Genomic DNA, 16936 nt, shown 5'->3' on the forward strand with positions numbered 1-16936 from the left:
CTAAATCAAACAGGCCACCTAATACGTGGCCTGTTAATTTATAAATAAATTGTGCCTTTTAAATACCGCACAGCGTTACCGGTTAAGGTCACTGTATTTTCGCCTACTTCGCATTGTATAAAACCACCACGGCTTGAAGCCTGATACGCATTTAATTTATTTTTACCTAATTGCTGCGCCCAGTAAGGGGCAAGGCCAGTATGAATAGAGCCCGTAGCAAAGTCTTCTTCGCCACCACTTGCTGGCCAAAAATAACGAGACACAATATCGTACTCAGCAGAACTGGCTGTGGCGACCACATCAAGTGGATATAAGGTTTTTAACAAATCAGACTCAGTGGTCAAATCATGAATTTGTTGAGCATTTTCGTATATAGCAAAATATGCTTGGCGATTTTTAAGCACCTTAATTGGTTGTATAGACAACCCTTTCAACAACGCATCGGGTATGGTTTTTACTTCATCTGGCGCTTGTTTAGGAAAGGTCATAGCAAAACTGCCATCGCTATTTTTATTAACAATAAGCTCCCCTACAGCCGCGGCGTTAAAGCGCACTTGGCTAAGGTTGTGCTGCTCGCATAAAACATACGCAGCAGCGAGCGTAGCGTGGCCGCAAAAATCTATTTCCATTAATGGCGAAAACCAACGTATTGCAAAACTGCCATCTGCCAAAGGGCAAGTAAACGCAGTTTCAGAAACATTATTTTCAGCGCCAATATTAAGCATTAACTCATCACTAAGCCACGACTCAAGCGGGATCACTGCCGCGTAATTGCCTTTAAATAACTCGCTTGTAAATGCATCAATTTGATGGATGGTGAGTTGCATAGGTTAACCCCCTAAATTAGTTATAAACAAGCCGAAGGTAATACATCTTTAGGTACTGTCGTTTTATTTTCACCCACAGCTTGCATCCCTACAACAGGTTCATCAAAACCGCATAACCATGCAATAGGACTTGTGGGGCTATTAGTAACGACTGCGGGTCTAAAAGTTAAAACTGTATTTTGTAAAGGCTGCGAGGCTTTATTCCCCAAGCTAATGTTAATTGCACCGTTTTCTATGGCAATACCTGTCACTCGATTTCCTATTAAATATTTACTTTCAGGCACATTTGCTTGTTTATTATTTTTAGGAAACTCTCTGTTTTCAATGTAATACGTAGTTACGTCTTCTCTTATTACTGCGGCCATAGCAAGCGGATCAACAAGTTCAGCTTTTTGCATATATTTACTGTATTGAGGTAAGGCAACGGCCGCCAAAATACCAATAATAGAAATTACGACCATCAATTCAATTAGCGTAAATCCTTTTGACTTCATAACACTTCTCCTAGCATAAAAATTGGTTGGTAAGCCGCTTTCACAAATAAGTAAATTGACACAACAATGACTAATCCATACAGAATAACCAGCTTATTTATAAAGCCTTTAGCCTGCAAATTAAATTGTTCGAGCTGCTGCTCAAGTAACACTTTAAACTCTTCATGAGTTTCGTAGCCTAACGAATCACACTTAGCCAAATGTTTAGTTTCGACTATTGCGGCGTTTTCATCCTCTTTGAAATTTACCGCAAAGTTAAGCGTTGTCATTAGGCGATCGTATTTCTTAATTAAACTGCGGGGAAGTAAAGCTTTTGATAAACCAGTAAAAGGCTGCGAGTCGGTTAAAGCGCATGCATTTTTAATTTTAAAAATTACTATAAAAATAATACTTTGCAGTAAAACCAATAGAATAATTGGCACATACCAATAAGAAAAGTAATCACCTAAGGTGTGCGCGGAAGAAGCCATATGATTGCTATATATCTCTACAAATGTAGGAACAACAAAAGACTGATATAAAAGCGAAGAAAAAACATAAATAAAAAAAACAGCAGTTAAATAGCTAAAAATGCCTTTGTGCTCAAATTTATACCCGCTAACTAGCTGCGGTACACATTGATAATGCAGGGCTTGTTTTTGCAAAATATCTGCATCTTGCAGGGCAAATTTTGCTGCAAGGCAATTGGCTAATTTACTGTCTGCGTATTTATTAGCATAAACGGCTAAATACGATTGTGTGGTTAGCTCTTCTTTTTGTGCGGCACTTAATGTTTTAGAACTATAGACACGGCAAATGTAGCCAAACTGATTCCAATTCATACTTTATCCTTTTATTTGATAAAGTAACTTGCCACATATTTAGCACAATATAAATAGAAGACGATTGTTTTTTAAGCCATTGCGGGGCGCATTTTATAATATTGCACACATGCAAATTGCACGGCATTTGTAAGTAGTAGCATAACAAACATTAAAATATGCGAGGTGCTGGGCATAGCACTGCTTAGCTCTACAAATAAGCCACAGGTACCTGCTACAAACTGCAAGCTAAAGTAGCGGGCGCTTAAATTGCTAATATTACCACTGCGTAAGGTTTTATACGTTTGCGGCATAACCCGCACTGAGCTCATTACCAGCCCTACGTATGTAAGGGCGTTGAGCACCGATGATGTTTCTAGGCTTTTATTTAACAGCAATAAAAAAGGTAATAACGAAAAGCCAAGCATAGCCACAAGCTGTATACGTTCAGCTTTTGCGGCGTTATAGCGTGCAAAGTAATATAAAATTAGACCACTTAGCGCCCCAGTTACAAAAAATGGTAAAGCAATAAAGTAGCGTTCAAAATAAATATTGTAGGTAATAAAGTAGAGGCTTTGTGCTAAACCAAAGGTCATCATTAATAGTGATAACCCCGACACACTGCGATTCTTTCTAATTTTGCTCAATAGCGGTAAAAAGCTAAAAACTAAAATAAAAGCCGACAAAATAGGTAGATAGTGCGCCAAAACAACCTCGCTCGTTACTTAAATGTTAATATAAAACCCGCCTGAAACAATAAATAAACATATGTTTTTAAAAGGGTTTTAAAGTGAGCGCGCATTGTAATGATGATTACATTTTACTCAACAAATTAGCGTAAACCTATATTAGGCACTGGCAAGATAGCTGTACAAAAAGCGTTACTTTAAGTGAACACCTGGGCCGCTTTGTATTTAAAAGTTACCAACCTTACACCACAGCTTAAACACGTTTTACTCTAGAGATCGGCTCGCTCTAAAACAATTATTGTGCATTCATCGCATAACTATGAAATAGAACTGATAATTGTTATCATACGCAGGTCTGTGGCAATTACACAAAAAATAAACTATGAGAAAAACACTTTTTAAAATTCACAGCTGGGTAGCCCTTATAGCGCTTATTCCGCTGCTTGTTATCAGTATAACTGGTAGCGTTTTGGTATTTAAAAGCGAGATTGACGGCTTACTAATGCCAGACAGTCACTTTGTTGTACAACAACAAGACAACCGCTTACCTATTGATACACTTATAACAAAAACTCAAAAAACCTACCCTGAGTATGTCGTAGGTAGCTGGGAAATATTTAACGATGATACTGCTGATCGGGTTTATTTAATTAAACGCGGTACAGAGGACTGGTATAAATTTCATTTAGATCAATACACGGGTAATATTTTATCGGAGCCAGTAGGCACTAGCCATTACTTTACCGACTGGTTTTTAGACTTACATTACACCTTTTTACTTAACGATTTAAAAAGCTTACCAGGGCAAACTGGCACTGTTTTAGGGTTCTTTTTTGCGGTGTTTTTTTTAGTACTGGGTATTACAGGTCTTATTATTTATCGTAAGTTTTGGCAGCGGTTATTTAGTGTACGCTGGCGCGCCACACTGCAAATAGTGCTTAGCGACATTCATAAAATGACCGGCGTAATTGGCTCGCCAATTATTATAATTTTAGCCATCACCGGCGGCTACTTTAACGGCGCGGTGTGGTATCACGAAGTAATTGAACACGCAGAAGAAGAGCACTTTGTATTAACTAAAAATTTATACAATGAAGAGATTTCTTTTCAGCACGTACTTGATGACAGCCAAAAGCAAATACCCACTTTTAATGGTACGTTTTTAGTAATGCCGCTTGAGCCAGACGAAAACATAACGTTATTTGGTGAGGTTGATACCAGCAACCCGCTTGCCAGTGAATATGCCAATACCGTGACTTACAATAAGCTAACGGGCGAGCATATGGCTAACTGGGACATTCGCGAAGTGGGTGTAGGTTGGCAAGTAATTGATAGCTTTAGAAAACTACACTTTGGTTATTTTGCAGGGCTCATTAGTAAAATAATTTGGTGTGTTATTGGTTTAAGCCCTGTTTGGCTTGGCGGTACTGGCTTTTATTTATGGTTTACTCGCCGTAAGCGTAAAAAACAGTCTCAAAAAAACCGCTTAAGTAAACACCGCACTGTAAGTGCTTGATTAAAAAATCACCTCACTGTAATGTTAAAAATCACAGTGAGGTGATATATGAAATATTTAGTTTTTACACTTAGTTTATTGCTAACTGCTTGCAGTAGCACCCCGCCCGAAGCGCCAATTAAAAAAGTACAACTTACCCATATAATAAATCACTCGCTTTTCGAGCAGGTTAAAACACCTAGCGAGCACAGTATTTTTGAGCTGTCGGAGCCTGAAAAAAGCGCATTTTTAACCTACGCACACTCGCGTTTAAACAATGTACGCGCTGATGAAATTATTTTTAATTACCTGCAAAACCAGCTCACCAACTTTAAGTATGATGGCGCCACCCTCACAGCCCAACAAGCGATTGAACGCTCAGAAGGTAACTGCATTAGTTTAGCCATACTTACGCAAAGCTATGCGCAGCTTTTAAACCTCGAAACCAGCTTTCAAGAAATGACGAGCGAACCTGTGTATGCCAAAGAGGGCAATGTAATTTATGTTGCTAACCACTTTAGAACGAAAATTTACGCCCCAAAAAAAGAAACAGATGAAGATATTATTGTAATAATTCGCGCAGGCACGTTAATTGATTACTTCCCCACTCGCGGCAGCTTTTATTCAGGCAGCGCTACGTATAACGATTTACTCTCTAATTTTTATAGCAACTTAGCCGCTACGGCACTAGCCGAAAACAACCTTAATAAGGCTTACTCTTTAATTATGCAAGCCAACCGCTTTACCCCAAACGATGCAGAACTGTTTAATATAGCCGGCGTGCTGCACCGCCGTGCAGGCGATTTAAAAAGCGCTCACATGATTTACCAAACCGCGCTTGATAGAAACGATATAAGTATAAATTTAATTAATAACTATCGAATATTAGCAAAAGAGCTGGGAGATAAAACACTAGAAAAACGCCTAACAAGCCAGCTTGTTGATAAAGAAAAAGATCCCTACGAGCTACTCGTTATTGCTAAAAATAACTTACATCAGGGCAAGGTCACTCAAGCTAAAAAACAACTCGAACTTGCCATTGCAAAAGCCCCTTATATATCGGAGCTCTATTTAGAGCTGGCTAAAATTCGCTACCAACAAGGTAACACAGCGCAAACACAAAGCTTGCTTGAAAAAGCCATCCAATATGAGCGCAATAAAGAAAAGCTAAACGTATATCAAGCTAAGCTTGCGTCGCTAAACAAGCACAATTAACCATCTTTATTTTAAATTAGTTTAAACGCGGCTTTTGCTAATGCACTTATTACACAAGTGCATTAGCGTGTTATCGCAATTTATTTAAAGCGAGTAGTAAAAGCTAAACCAGCCGCGCATTTCATCCTCAAAGCTATCGCCCTCTACGCGCGATAATCCCATATTAAAAGTTAAATCGTTCACACCGACGGGGCCTAATCCAAAGCTAAAATTGCCTTGATACTTTAAACCATAACTTTGTGCGTATACCGCATCATCTACCTGATGCTGTTTGTAATAAAGCCACGGCATGCCTTCTTTAAAGCTAAAACCACCGCCATAACCCATGTAGCGCTCAGCAGTTGTGCTATAAAATGGCAGCTCTGGTGAAAGCACAAACTCACTATTTTGGTGCTCGCTAATTAGGTTTGAGCTAAATCCGCCTAGCGCTAAGCTGCTATCATCGCGCTGCTTTTGAGTAAAATTAATATAAAGCGGCACATCAAACGCTTTACCAAATACTTTGGCCGCTAAATCGTAGCCATCCCAATTATTGTTTTTACTGCTGCCATCGTAATACTGGGCATTAACACTTTGCCCTATAGCAAATGCTTGGCGGTCGTACTGCCAGCTTTGTGTAATGCCTATGCGTGCCCATTTATTATAGTCTTGTTTATAATCGGTATAGTTATAAGCCAGCTCTGGCGTTATGCTAAACGCCGCGTATTTAATCGGGTAACTTAAGGCTGCAAAACCACCTCGTGCAGATACATCTGCATTTTCGCTCACTTGGTATTGTTTTGCGGTATTTAAATCATAATCAAATACACTCAACTTAAGCTTAACTGGCAGTGCATTATATTTTGCTTGGGCGTACCCACCGTGCAAAGCATCATCATTTAAATCAACACTATAGCCCGCTTGAAGGTCTAACTGTTTAAGTAAGTCACTACTTTTAATATTTATATTTAAAGCACTTGTAGCGGCCGAGTAATACTGTGCGCCTAGCGCTAGGCTCGCATGCTGATCAAGCACATCGTAGCTGCTTTGTTTACCTACATTGTCGCTATATATTTTTGCTTTAGGCAAAGTGTACTGATCAACTAAAAGCAGTGGCGCGCTATTATCAAGTGCTAAATCGGTGATTACTTCACCCTCTAGCGTACTCGGTAATTGCTTTACATTAGGCCCATCAGCAGTAATAGATAAATAAAGTAATGCCCCTTCGTTTGTTTCTAGTGGGTGGGCAACGGCTTCTTGGCCCTGGGTAAGTTTAGTTAATGTGCTACTTGCAATATGGTAGCTATAAATATCAGTTGAGCCTTTTAATCCGGCTACAAAGTAAATTTTTTCTCCGTTTTTACTAAAGCTGGGTTGGCTTAGGTATTGATACCCGTTTGGCATAGGCACGGCTTGGCGAGTATTATTGGCAACATCTTGTATATACAATTGCCAATTCTCATTTAAATTGGCTGATACATAAGCTAATTGGGTTTCATCAGGGCTAAAAATTGGGTAGTCGTAAGCTGTTTTTAAGCTTTTAGCAAATAAAGGGGTAATGGTTTGCGTTGCTAAGTCTACTTTTACTAATTCTGAGTAGCCACCACGTACTTGCTCGGCGTAAAGGGTTTCTCCATTGTTTGTAACACTAAAGCGGCGTAAGCCAGCAAGTTTAGTTAACTGCTCAACTTTTCCGGTTTCGGTGTTATAACTAAAAATATCAGACACTTTGTTATAAATACCCGTCTCTTCACGTGTATAAGCATTAAAGTAAAGTGTACTGTTATTTACCCATTGTGGATTAGCAATTCCCGCTCTGTTTATTTGATTTAATACGTGCTTTTTCTCACGCTTAAATACACTCGGGGCGTTATCGGGTATATCCAATGCATCGTTTTCTAATAGCGCTTTTTGTGCTTTTGTAAATTCATCTTCAGCTTTAGTATTATCCTGCGTGCTATAAATAATTAGCTTGGTTTTTTTATCTTTATCGCGTTCAACAATCGCAAGTTTACTGCCATCCTTTGAAAGCGCAGGGTTGCTTGCATATAAGTTAAGCTTTAACCACAGCTCGCTGTTAAGCGCAGGCTCTGACTGCTCTTTTGCCATCGCTTTATAGGTATATTGTGCAATAAAGCGGCCATATAACTTAGCCGCACTTTGGCCAAATATCCCAGTAAAGGCCTCGTTAAAATCGCGCTTTTTAACTGCCTGCATACGTGTCCAAACGGCATCGAGCATTTGCGCTGAATAAGTTTGCTCTAGCCAATTTAAAAACCGGCTGCCCATTAAATACGCCATAGAGCCAGCCATAAAACCGCCCTCTGTATCGCTTAGCTGGCTATAGCTAGGCAATGCCCCCTGCTGGGCAAACTCAATGAGCATTGACTCAGTGTAGTTATCAAATAGTCGCCCTCGGCCCGTCATTTTTGACTCAAGTAAGGTTGCATAACCTTCGGCTACCCAGCGCGGCATATCACTGTAAGTTAAGTCGTAAATATCCCACACACTCCGTATTTTTTGCTGCCACGTGTTGCGTGTGGGCTGCGCTAAATGCACTAAGTGAATATATTCGTGCAATATCAGTAATTGCTGCCAGCCACTAATGTTAGAAACCACCGTATCTGATTGCGGGGGCGTGGTAAAAAGGGCCATTAAAGGATTATTAGAAGTAGGTAAAGCAAAGCCGTTGGGCGCATTTAGGGGATCAAACACCACCACATCAACTACTTTATCAAGCGCTCGGTTTTGCTGCTCAAGCACTTTACTGCGTACTATTTCAAGTTCGACCGCTGTCGATTTAGCATAATCGGCGTTTTCGGTGCTGTAATGTACATTAAAGTGCTCGGTATGAATAGTTTGCCAATCAGCAGCTAAGGTAGGTGTGGCTAATAACAAAGAGGCAGCGATGAGTGATTTTTTCATAATAATCCTTTAAATGATTGATACCACTTAGAGTATTATTAAACCAACCAATGTTGCAGTAAAAAAATGTAACAAAGCTTATGAAAGTGTATAATTTATAAGCTTTTAAATTTAGCAATGCCTTGTTTTACATGAAAGATTAATAACGCCGTTAACGCTTTATTTGGCAACCTAAAAAGGCTAAATATGTAAGTCGATTGGTATAATTACATCCAGTTACGCTGCGTTGATTCTGCCTGATAAAGAATAAAATCAATTATATAATCAGCATCTTGCTGCTTTATATAGGGCATAAAGGCAAACCCTGATGCAAGTTGTATATACAGGCTTTTAAGCCCTGCGTGGCGCATAAAGTAGGTACTAATACTGCGTGCACTTTGTGCTTTATACAGTTCAAACACACGGTAATGCACTCCTATCATACCTTTGCGTACCACCATGTAAAAACGGCCGTTGTCTTCATGCAAATAATAGCCATAACGCTGATAAGCAAGCGTTACTAACCCTGCTAAAATAAGTAATACTCCCAAGCTAAGCCAGGCATTAAAGTCGCCTAAGTAACAGCCTAACAGCACAATAGCGCTTGGAATTAAGGCATAAAAGCTCAAGTTTTTATAAAGTAAGGCACGTTCTGCGCCGTTAAACTGCAATTTTTTGCTATTAAACCACGGGTAAATCCATTGGCAAACGCTATCTACTTGCTCGTTATTTAAAACGGGTAACACTAAGGTTTGTTTATTTTTTTTAGCAGCCACGCCCGCCGCTATACCGCCGCTACTAGCTTGTAAGCACTCAACGGTAAAACGCTTTAGTAACCGCCCCATTAGGTTTTGTTTTATAACTATAGATTGCACTTTATCCATGCTCATAGACAACTGATGGCGCTCTAATAAGCCGGCAATACGTTTAAATTTTTGGCCTTTAAAGTAAAGCTCAAAGTTATAAAAACGAATAAGCGACATACCTACCGACAACATCACAGCCGTTAAAACAAGCAAAGCAATAAGCGTTATCATGGCAAAGGTTGCAGCACTTGCCAGTAAACCAAGCTCTTGCTGATAAAACCCTTCTACCTTAGCAATAATTTGCTGCTCTAAAAAATCTACCAACACATTTATAAAAGGCGCAATAGCGGCCATTGCTAATATAGCCATATTAGACATTAAGCCAAATTTAGCGATTTCTTTATTACTGATACGTAAGCTATTTTCTGCTTCAAAATACTCGCTGGAGGGTGTTTGCTCGTCGGGTTGCTGCTGCGCCTTAAAGGCAAAAATTTGTTTACGCATTTGCTGTGCATAGGCTTTGGTAACACCTGGCAAAACCGCCTCTTGGGTTACGCTGCCTGCGGCATCAAAAATACAATTAACCAAATTAACGGGCGTAAAATAAAAGGGCTCAGCAATATTAACGTTTTGCACGCGCGAAAATTTTAACGTTAGGCGCTCTTTTTTAAACACCCCTTTGTTAAGCAAAATTTCGTGATCGTCGCTAATGCAAAACTTAAAATTTATGTAATATAAAATTGAATATATTAGCAGTGTCACTATCGCTATAGCACCTGCAACTTGCGCCCAAAACAGCTTGTTTTCTACTTGTGTTACAAACACCACAAGCATAGGCAGCAGGTTTAAAAGCCCGTCTTTTACAAAGCGCACACTAAAATACACCACAAAATACAACACCGCCCAAGGCGATACTTTTTGCCAATGTAGTGAGCTACTTTGCTCCTGGCTAATGGTATTACTCATTTGCTAATTCAACCTGCGCGGGTGTGCCGTCTTGGCGATAATTTTGTACATATTGGCGTATGTTTTTGCACTGCTCGTGGGTTAAACCACTTATTTGTAAATCAGCACTGACCCCGCCGGCACTAAATAACTTTAAACTGGCTAACTTTAGTTTTCGCTCAATGGGGCCTTGGTGAATTTCCATATGCTGTACACGCGCGAGGGGCAAAATAGTTATTTGCTGCCAAATAACCCCTTTTTTAAACGCAATATCGTGATTGCGCAGCGCAAAGCCCTGCAGCTTAATACTCAGGGCGTTATAAAGCATTGAAAGCAATATTAAAATAGGCACGCCTATAAGCAAGTAGGTTTGTGCTTTGTTAGCAAACGCTTCGTTAAAGTAACAAACAGCAAACAGTACCGCGCAAAAAGGAATGTAAAACGCCAGCCAATTAAGTTGCACGTGTAGTAACGCTTTATCGGCCAAGGGGTTGAGCTGTATTTCGCTATGCTTTGGTAAATCCATTACTTGCTGATTATCAAACACGATTTTAAGTACCTTTCCTATTTACTGACTGTTAGCCCAGCTGATTGTAGTAACTAACGTATGGCTTTGTTTAGGCTCAAGTGTCACGTTATCTTCTAACACATTGGCGGCTTCTAAACACACCATGCTCAGGTATTCATCGTCAGCAAAATTAGATAAACGCTTAGATTTTTCTATCCATGGGTTCCACAGCACACACGAGCTTGAGTTCTCGCGGCTTACATTAATAATTCCATCTGGGGTGTGAATGTGTTGCTGCTTAGCGGCCTGGGTATAAACCATATCGGTTTCGCGGGTAAACTCCACTGGCGCATTTTGCGCAAACGGCCCTTCACCAAATTCAATATATTGCGCACCTTGTAAACCTTCTACATGGGTGTGTTTTATATCTGAGGTAGGAAAATAGCTGTGCAAAGCCTGCGTATAGCTAAAAGGGCTATTGCTTAAATTAGTGGTTGTTAAACGCACCTGTAATTGCTCGCTCAATACAAACTCAACCTTTAACGCCGATTGGTGCGGCCAATACGTTGGGTTAACTAACTTCATGGGTAAGTTTAAGCTAATTGTAATGTGCTCATCATCTTCATGCACAGCATCAGCTTGCCATAAACTGGTACGTGCAAAGCCATGTGCTGGCCAATCTTGATTTTCATGATTACCAAACCAAGGCCAACAAATAGGAATACCACCGCGAATGCTCACCCCTTCTTGAAACGTCTCATTTTTAGAAACCCAAATAAGTGGCTTATTATTTTTTGGGATGAACTCGGTAATTTGCCCGCCTTGCAAAAATATTTTTGCATCACACTTTGAGCTCGCAACTTTTATAAACTCTAGGCCGGTTTCGCTTTGTTCAATGCTAACTGATGGCGATAATTTCATGTTTTTCCCTACAATGCTGATATTAAAGATTTTTAACATGTGCATATAAACAATAATGCATGTGCAAAGTATACGCTATACTCACTAAACATTGCGTGCATAATTTGTTCATTGGCGATTAATACATACACAGCTAACTTACAAACAATTACCAATTAATAACAGCTGTTATAAATAACACTAATGCGTATAAATAATGGCCATGCTTTAGGGCAGTAAAACCGCGGCTAAGCTTAGGCAAACGCATGTTAAATTTATTAAGGTATTAATGCAGGTGGGTATAATACTAAAGTCTAAACCATAAGACTTGCCAATTATTCACAACATACGTAGTGTGCGCACCACAATGCAAACAATATGCTAATAACATTTAATAAGTTTTAAACAAAATTATACTATTTTAGTTTCTTCTCAAACTAATAAAAACCAATAAACATGGGCTCAAGCTTAATTTATTATTTGAATTCAATTTATTTGATGTGTAACATTTCGCGATTACGGCACACCTTTGGCCCATCGACGAGATAAGCAAATGCAAAAATATGACGAATTATTAGTTTCTTTACGTAAAGTAATCCGCGCGATTGACTTACATTCTAAGCAGCTAAATAAAACATCAGGTTTAACAGGCCCACAATTGCTTATAATGCAAGAAGTAGCGCACACCGATGGAATAACAGCAAGCCGTATCGCTCAGAATGTTAACTTAAGCCCGGCTACTGTAACTAATATTCTTGATAGAATAGAAAGCAGAAACCTTGTAACACGCGTTCGTAGTCAAATGGATAAACGCCGAGTGAGCTTATACCTCACCGAGCAAGGGAAAGAGTTACTAGAAAAAGCACCTCAGCCACTGCAAGAACACTTTATTGAAAAGTTTTCTGCACTTGCAGAGTGGGAGCAAAGTTTATTGCTTTCATCAATGCAACGCGTTGCAGCAATGATGGATGCTGATAAGTTAGACGCAGCACCTCTGTTAGAGGTAGGCGCGTTAACTCAAACACCAAATAAATAAAAAAAATAAATTTAAATTAGTTCTTACATCATTCGTAAGGGGCTTTTGGGCACCTTGAATTTTTTTATTTTTTAATCAAAACCTGAGCATCAACAATGACTAAACTCTCAAAATTAACGCTAGCACTAATGCTTGGCGGTGCTGCAAGCACTGCTCATGCAGCCGATCTCGACACACTGCAAAGCCAATTAAAGCAGCTTAAGCAACAAATGCAGTTGCTTGAACAGCAGCTTGCTGATGAAAAATCAAAGCAAAGCCAAATCAACAAGCAACACGAACAACAAGTTGCCGAGATCAGTAAAAAGGCCGACAACAAAGAAGTTGTTGTTGCCGCCGCTGCGCCTGAACAAGAAGATGAAGGCATTAAAATTGGCGGTGCCGTACGTTTTAACTACAGCACAAACACCTACGATGAAGACACACAAGACCGTGGCGGCGATTTAGACTTTGAAGTATTTCGCCTTAACTTATCGGGTGAAATTAGCGATATTTCTGTAAATGGTGATTTTCGTTTTTACGATTACATGACCATTGTTAAGTATGCATACTTAGGTTACGAATTTACAGATGGCTGGGAAGCTCAAGCAGGTATTGCACCTGTACCGTTTGGTAACGGCCCATACAACTCACACAGCTACTTTTTTAGCACCAACTACTACGTTGGCCTAGAAGATGACTTTGATTTAGGTGTAACAGTAAACCGTAAACTTAAAGACAACTGGAAATTAGACCTCGGCTTTTTCAAAAATGATGAAGTAGGCGGCGTTGATGGCAGCTCAGAAGTTAACGAACGTTACTCTTACGATATTGTTGGTAGCCGTGCAACAACCGAAGGCACCTACGACGCACCAGGTTCGCGCCTTGGTGAGTACAATACTTTTGCTGGTCGTACAGTGTATCAAATAGAGCACAGTGAAAACGCTAAAACCGATATTGGCGTATCACTACTAAGCGGTGGTTTGCACGACGGTAACGACCGTGCAGGTAACTACGGCGCGTGGGCGTTTCATGTAAATAGCCAAATTAATAACTGGAATATTCAATTTCAGCACGGCGAGTACGACTACGACCTAGATGACAACAGCAACCGCTTTGTAGTTGGCGCGTTTGATTACTACGATACCGTATCAAGCGAAGCAACCATGACCAACTTTAACGTAGCTTACGACCTATCACTTGATTGGGGCCCAGTAACAGGCGTTCAATTTTACAACGATTACGGCATTATTTACGACAAGTCTGACGACAGCCCAGATACGTGGATGAACGTAACAGGCATGAGCGTATCGGCCGGTGCATTATTTACTTACTTTGACTTTATTCAAGCACGTAACCAGCCATTTATTGGTGGCTCTGTTGCAGGTGATGGCGATACAGAACGTCGTTTTAACATCAACGTAGGTTACTACTTCTAAATAAGTAAAACATATTTAGTATTTTAAAAGGGCAGACTTAGTTTGCCCTTTTTTGCGTTTATAGGGTTCGATTTTATAACTATTTGGCCTACAATCTTAACTAACAGCCATTACTTAAAAGAGCCTAAGTGAATATAAAAGCAGTATTTATTTGTTATAAAAACTTATGGCTTAAAGCACTTGGGTTATTGTTAGCGGCTCTTGGCATTATTGGTATTGTGCTGCCGGTTATGCCTACCACCATTTTTTTTATTCTTGCGCTTACCTGCTTTACTCGTTCATCACCAGCGCTTGAACACTGGCTACTTAACCACCCTCGTTACGGCGTTACCTTACAACAATGGCAAGCGCATAAAGTAGTGCCTGTAAAAGCAAAATGCTACGCCGCGATTGGTATGCTAATTGGTTTTATATTTTTGCTTTACTCAAACGCCCCTGTTTGGGTTATTTACCTTGTTGGCGTAATTGAAATAGCCGTTATGATTTACCTAATTTTAAGGCCCTCGCAGCCACCAAGCTCTAAATAACCGCCCTTTTTTGCATGCACACACCGTTTTGCCAAAAATTTAATGTAAAGTTAAGTAAGTAAATTTGTAATAGTTAATGCAAATGATTATCATGTTCTAAATTTAATTTAATTACTGTTTTTATGGCGTTTATTAATAAGCGGGCTTTGTACAGCACAAGCCGTGCGCTCCATATTTATATTTCTACAGCTTTGTTTTTTTTGCTTATTTTATTTTGCGTTAGCGGCATTGTACTTAACCATGTTGATTGGCTTAAAAACGACAAAAACAACGGCCAAGTAAGTACCGCTATTCCTCAAGCGTTAATGGCTAAAGCGAATACTCAACTAGATACATTACCCACCCTCTACCCAGACATAGAAGCGTTTTTTGCCGAGCAATACGCGCTCACTAATGTTAAAAGCATTGAGTGGGAAAAAGAAGACGCGCTGGTTATGCTCGACTACCCACTACCGGCAGGTTTTGCTTACGCAGAGCTTGATTTTACAACCGGTGAGCTAAACCTAGATTACCAAACCGGTGGCTTTTTAAGCCTCATTGGCGATTTACACAAAGGCCGCCACAGTGGCGCCGTGTGGAGCTGGGTTATTGATATTTCAGCGGTATTGATGATTATTTTTTCAATCACCGGGATGATTATTTTATTTCAAAACAGAAAAAAACGCTTAGCAGGAATATGGATAACCGTTTTAGGCATAGCAACGCCTTTGGTTATTTATTTATGTTGGGTGCCACAAATTAAAGGAGTGTCTTAATGTTAAAAGTAAGTACGGTACTAAGTGGAGCACTATTAATAGTTGCCGCATTATTTCAAACAACTGCGCAGGCACAAACGCCGCAGCTAGAGATTGAATTAACTCTACCCGATCTCGATGTACAACCTTACCACCGCCCATACGTGGCTGTTTGGCTAGAAACGCCAAAGCGTAAACACGTAACTACGCTTGCGCTATGGGTTCAAAAAGCAGAATGGTTTAAAGATTTGCGCCAATGGTGGCGTAAAGCAGGTAAAACCGACATTAACTTTGACGGCATAAGTGGTGCAACTAAGCGCGCAGGTACTTACACCATTGACTGGCAAGGTAAAGATTTAGACGGCAATGCCGTAAAGCCTGGCAAATACCTTTTAAACATTGAGGTTGTGCGCGAAGAAGGCGGCCGTGATTACAGCCGCGTAGAGCTTGATTTATCGCAAGCTGGCAAAGTGACCATTGAAGGTAAAAAAGAATTTTCGACAAGTTTTGTAACCGTAAGCACTAAGTAGCTGCTACTTAATCATTTGAATTTAAGGAAATACAATGAAAATTAATTTATTAAAAACGGCTTTAATTGGCGCACTTAGCTTATCGGCGCTGGTATCTACATCGGCAAGTGCACATGGGCGCTGGTTATTACCTTCGCACACGTCATTATCTGGTGACAAAGCGCACTACGTAATGATTGATGCGAGTATTTCTAATGAAATGTTTGCACCCGACAAAGCCTTTAAGCCAAAAGAAAAAGGCGCAGAGTACGACGACACTCTACTTATGGCCCTTGCACCAAACGGTGAAGAAGTATCTGAGACCATTCGTGCTTATTACCTAAAGCGTAAAAGCTCAGCGGCGGTAAGCCTAAAAGAAGAAGGTACTTACCACATTGCCATGACGCAAAAGCCAATGTACATGACCTTCTACAAAAACGAAGAAGGTAAGCGCCAGCGCGTATTTGGTAAAAAGTCAGAAGCTAAATTACCAAGCAATGCAAAAGATGTAACCACAACTAAAGTTATATCTACAGTAGATACATTTGTAAGCCGTAACGGTACTTCTAAGCCTGCACAACTTGGTTTAGGCCTTGAGCTTAGCGGCCCAACGCATCCAAACGATTTATTTGTTGGCGAGCAAGCGCGTTTTCAGTTACTACAAGATGGCAAGCCAGCGGGCGAAGGCATTGAAGTAAGCATTTTAAAAGGCGATACACGTTACCGTAACGAACGTGGCGAAATAAAAGTAACAACCGATAAAAACGGCATGTTTAGCACAACCTGGAAAGAGCCAGGCCTATACCTAATCGAAACCTCTAACAAAGTTAAAGTAAACGAAGAAGGCGTAGATGCCGGTCGTTATGCTTTATTCACGACGTTAGAAGTAGCACCTGAATAATTTTTTTCACGCAATTTACACAATAAATTAAGGCCAAGTTTTCAGGGCGTTTTGAGCTTTGATGGTTGAATTTGCAGCAGTGTGTTTGGTTTTTAGGCAAGGCAGAGCCTATGAAGTGTGGTTATTCCCCATAAATAGGCGATAACGCAGCATAAATGCCAAACATGTGCTGCCCTTCGGGTTCTGCCTAGGGGCGATAAACTCTTTGTTGCCTACATGGATGTGGGTAAGGGGCGGGATCAGGCCGCGGCG

The 16936-nt window shown here is 40.2% G+C and carries 16 protein-coding genes; 8 read left to right on the forward strand and 8 right to left on the reverse strand.

Features of this window, described 5'->3' with window-relative positions:
- Positions 1-38 precede the first annotated feature (38 nt).
- The 4 genes from CWC04_RS07625 to CWC04_RS07640 form a co-directional block, all read right to left on the reverse strand.
- Positions 39-827: a PhzF family phenazine biosynthesis protein gene (locus tag CWC04_RS07625; RefSeq protein ID WP_138685055.1), complete on the reverse strand. Its 789-nt coding sequence runs from the start codon at positions 825-827 to the stop codon at positions 39-41.
- A gap of 20 nt (positions 828-847) precedes the next feature.
- Entirely contained in the window at positions 848-1321 is a 474-nt protein-coding gene (locus tag CWC04_RS07630; protein ID WP_138685056.1) for a pilin, read from the reverse strand.
- The gene (locus CWC04_RS07635; RefSeq protein ID WP_138685057.1) at positions 1318-2142 is read right to left on the reverse strand and encodes a hypothetical protein; all 825 of its coding nucleotides are present in this window, start codon (positions 2140-2142) and stop codon (positions 1318-1320) included. Before CWC04_RS07635 ends, CWC04_RS07630 begins: the two co-directional genes overlap by 4 nt.
- A gap of 71 nt (positions 2143-2213) precedes the next feature.
- On the reverse strand, positions 2214-2828 hold the full coding sequence (locus CWC04_RS07640) for a PQ-loop domain-containing transporter (protein WP_138685058.1): 615 nt from the start codon (positions 2826-2828) through the stop codon (positions 2214-2216).
- Positions 2829-3192: 364 nt separating this feature from the next.
- On the opposite strand from CWC04_RS07640, the gene CWC04_RS07645 reads away from it, so the two are divergent.
- Complete coding sequence (locus CWC04_RS07645; protein ID WP_138685059.1) at positions 3193-4326, forward strand: PepSY-associated TM helix domain-containing protein; 1134 nt, start codon at positions 3193-3195, stop codon at positions 4324-4326.
- A gap of 48 nt (positions 4327-4374) precedes the next feature.
- Positions 4375-5520: a tetratricopeptide repeat protein gene (locus tag CWC04_RS07650; protein WP_138685060.1), complete on the forward strand. Its 1146-nt coding sequence runs from the start codon at positions 4375-4377 to the stop codon at positions 5518-5520.
- An 84-nt stretch (positions 5521-5604) separates the two neighbouring features.
- On the opposite strand, the gene CWC04_RS07655 is transcribed toward CWC04_RS07650, so the two are convergent.
- The 4 genes from CWC04_RS07655 to CWC04_RS07670 form a co-directional block, all read right to left on the reverse strand.
- A complete protein-coding gene (locus CWC04_RS07655; protein ID WP_138685061.1) occupies positions 5605-8424 on the reverse strand; it encodes a TolB family protein in 2820 nt (939 codons plus the stop codon).
- A 206-nt stretch (positions 8425-8630) separates the two neighbouring features.
- Positions 8631-10175 (reverse strand): PH domain-containing protein, encoded by a 1545-nt coding sequence (locus tag CWC04_RS07660; protein ID WP_138685062.1) that lies wholly within the window; start codon positions 10173-10175, stop codon positions 8631-8633.
- Positions 10168-10701: a PH domain-containing protein gene (locus CWC04_RS07665; RefSeq protein WP_138685063.1), complete on the reverse strand. Its 534-nt coding sequence runs from the start codon at positions 10699-10701 to the stop codon at positions 10168-10170. Before CWC04_RS07665 ends, CWC04_RS07660 begins: the two co-directional genes overlap by 8 nt.
- Positions 10702-10722: 21 nt before the next feature.
- A complete protein-coding gene (locus tag CWC04_RS07670; protein WP_004586010.1) occupies positions 10723-11583 on the reverse strand; it encodes a D-hexose-6-phosphate mutarotase in 861 nt (286 codons plus the stop codon).
- Between the two features lie 532 nt (positions 11584-12115).
- On the opposite strand from CWC04_RS07670, the gene CWC04_RS07675 reads away from it, so the two are divergent.
- The 6 genes from CWC04_RS07675 to CWC04_RS07700 all read left to right on the forward strand — a co-directional run bounded on the left by CWC04_RS07675 (position 12116) and on the right by CWC04_RS07700 (position 16684).
- The gene (locus CWC04_RS07675) at positions 12116-12598 is read left to right on the forward strand and encodes a MarR family winged helix-turn-helix transcriptional regulator (RefSeq protein ID WP_138685064.1); all 483 of its coding nucleotides are present in this window, start codon (positions 12116-12118) and stop codon (positions 12596-12598) included.
- A 95-nt stretch (positions 12599-12693) separates the two neighbouring features.
- On the forward strand, positions 12694-14013 hold the full coding sequence (locus CWC04_RS07680) for a porin family protein (protein WP_024033996.1): 1320 nt from the start codon (positions 12694-12696) through the stop codon (positions 14011-14013).
- Positions 14014-14141: 128 nt separating this feature from the next.
- Positions 14142-14540: a YbaN family protein gene (locus CWC04_RS07685; RefSeq protein WP_138685065.1), complete on the forward strand. Its 399-nt coding sequence runs from the start codon at positions 14142-14144 to the stop codon at positions 14538-14540.
- A gap of 122 nt (positions 14541-14662) precedes the next feature.
- On the forward strand, positions 14663-15295 hold the full coding sequence (locus tag CWC04_RS07690) for a PepSY-associated TM helix domain-containing protein (protein WP_138685066.1): 633 nt from the start codon (positions 14663-14665) through the stop codon (positions 15293-15295).
- A complete protein-coding gene (locus tag CWC04_RS07695; RefSeq protein WP_138685067.1) occupies positions 15295-15804 on the forward strand; it encodes a DUF2271 domain-containing protein in 510 nt (169 codons plus the stop codon). Before CWC04_RS07690 ends, CWC04_RS07695 begins: the two co-directional genes overlap by 1 nt.
- A gap of 34 nt (positions 15805-15838) precedes the next feature.
- Positions 15839-16684, forward strand: coding sequence for a DUF4198 domain-containing protein (locus tag CWC04_RS07700; RefSeq protein WP_126008637.1), 846 nt, complete (start codon positions 15839-15841; stop codon positions 16682-16684).
- Positions 16685-16936: the final 252 nt, after the last annotated feature.

This window comes from Pseudoalteromonas sp. S2893 (assembly GCF_005887105.1).
GTDB lineage: Bacteria > Pseudomonadota > Gammaproteobacteria > Enterobacterales > Alteromonadaceae > Pseudoalteromonas > Pseudoalteromonas atlantica.

Coding starts and splice junctions, on each gene's coding strand:
- CWC04_RS07690 (WP_138685066.1), top strand. CDS start 14,663: ATGGCGTTTATTAATAAGCGGGCTTTGTACAGCACAAGCCGTGCGCTC.
- CWC04_RS07675 (WP_138685064.1), top strand. CDS start 12,116: ATGCAAAAATATGACGAATTATTAGTTTCTTTACGTAAAGTAATCCGC.
- CWC04_RS07625 (WP_138685055.1), bottom strand. CDS start 827: ATGCAACTCACCATCCATCAAATTGATGCATTTACAAGCGAGTTATTT.
- CWC04_RS07700 (WP_126008637.1), top strand. CDS start 15,839: ATGAAAATTAATTTATTAAAAACGGCTTTAATTGGCGCACTTAGCTTA.
- CWC04_RS07645 (WP_138685059.1), top strand. CDS start 3,193: ATGAGAAAAACACTTTTTAAAATTCACAGCTGGGTAGCCCTTATAGCG.
- CWC04_RS07635 (WP_138685057.1), bottom strand. CDS start 2,142: ATGAATTGGAATCAGTTTGGCTACATTTGCCGTGTCTATAGTTCTAAA.
- CWC04_RS07655 (WP_138685061.1), bottom strand. CDS start 8,424: ATGAAAAAATCACTCATCGCTGCCTCTTTGTTATTAGCCACACCTACC.
- CWC04_RS07680 (WP_024033996.1), top strand. CDS start 12,694: ATGACTAAACTCTCAAAATTAACGCTAGCACTAATGCTTGGCGGTGCT.
- CWC04_RS07670 (WP_004586010.1), bottom strand. CDS start 11,583: ATGAAATTATCGCCATCAGTTAGCATTGAACAAAGCGAAACCGGCCTA.
- CWC04_RS07695 (WP_138685067.1), top strand. CDS start 15,295: ATGTTAAAAGTAAGTACGGTACTAAGTGGAGCACTATTAATAGTTGCC.
- CWC04_RS07630 (WP_138685056.1), bottom strand. CDS start 1,321: ATGAAGTCAAAAGGATTTACGCTAATTGAATTGATGGTCGTAATTTCT.
- CWC04_RS07650 (WP_138685060.1), top strand. CDS start 4,375: ATGAAATATTTAGTTTTTACACTTAGTTTATTGCTAACTGCTTGCAGT.
- CWC04_RS07660 (WP_138685062.1), bottom strand. CDS start 10,175: ATGAGTAATACCATTAGCCAGGAGCAAAGTAGCTCACTACATTGGCAA.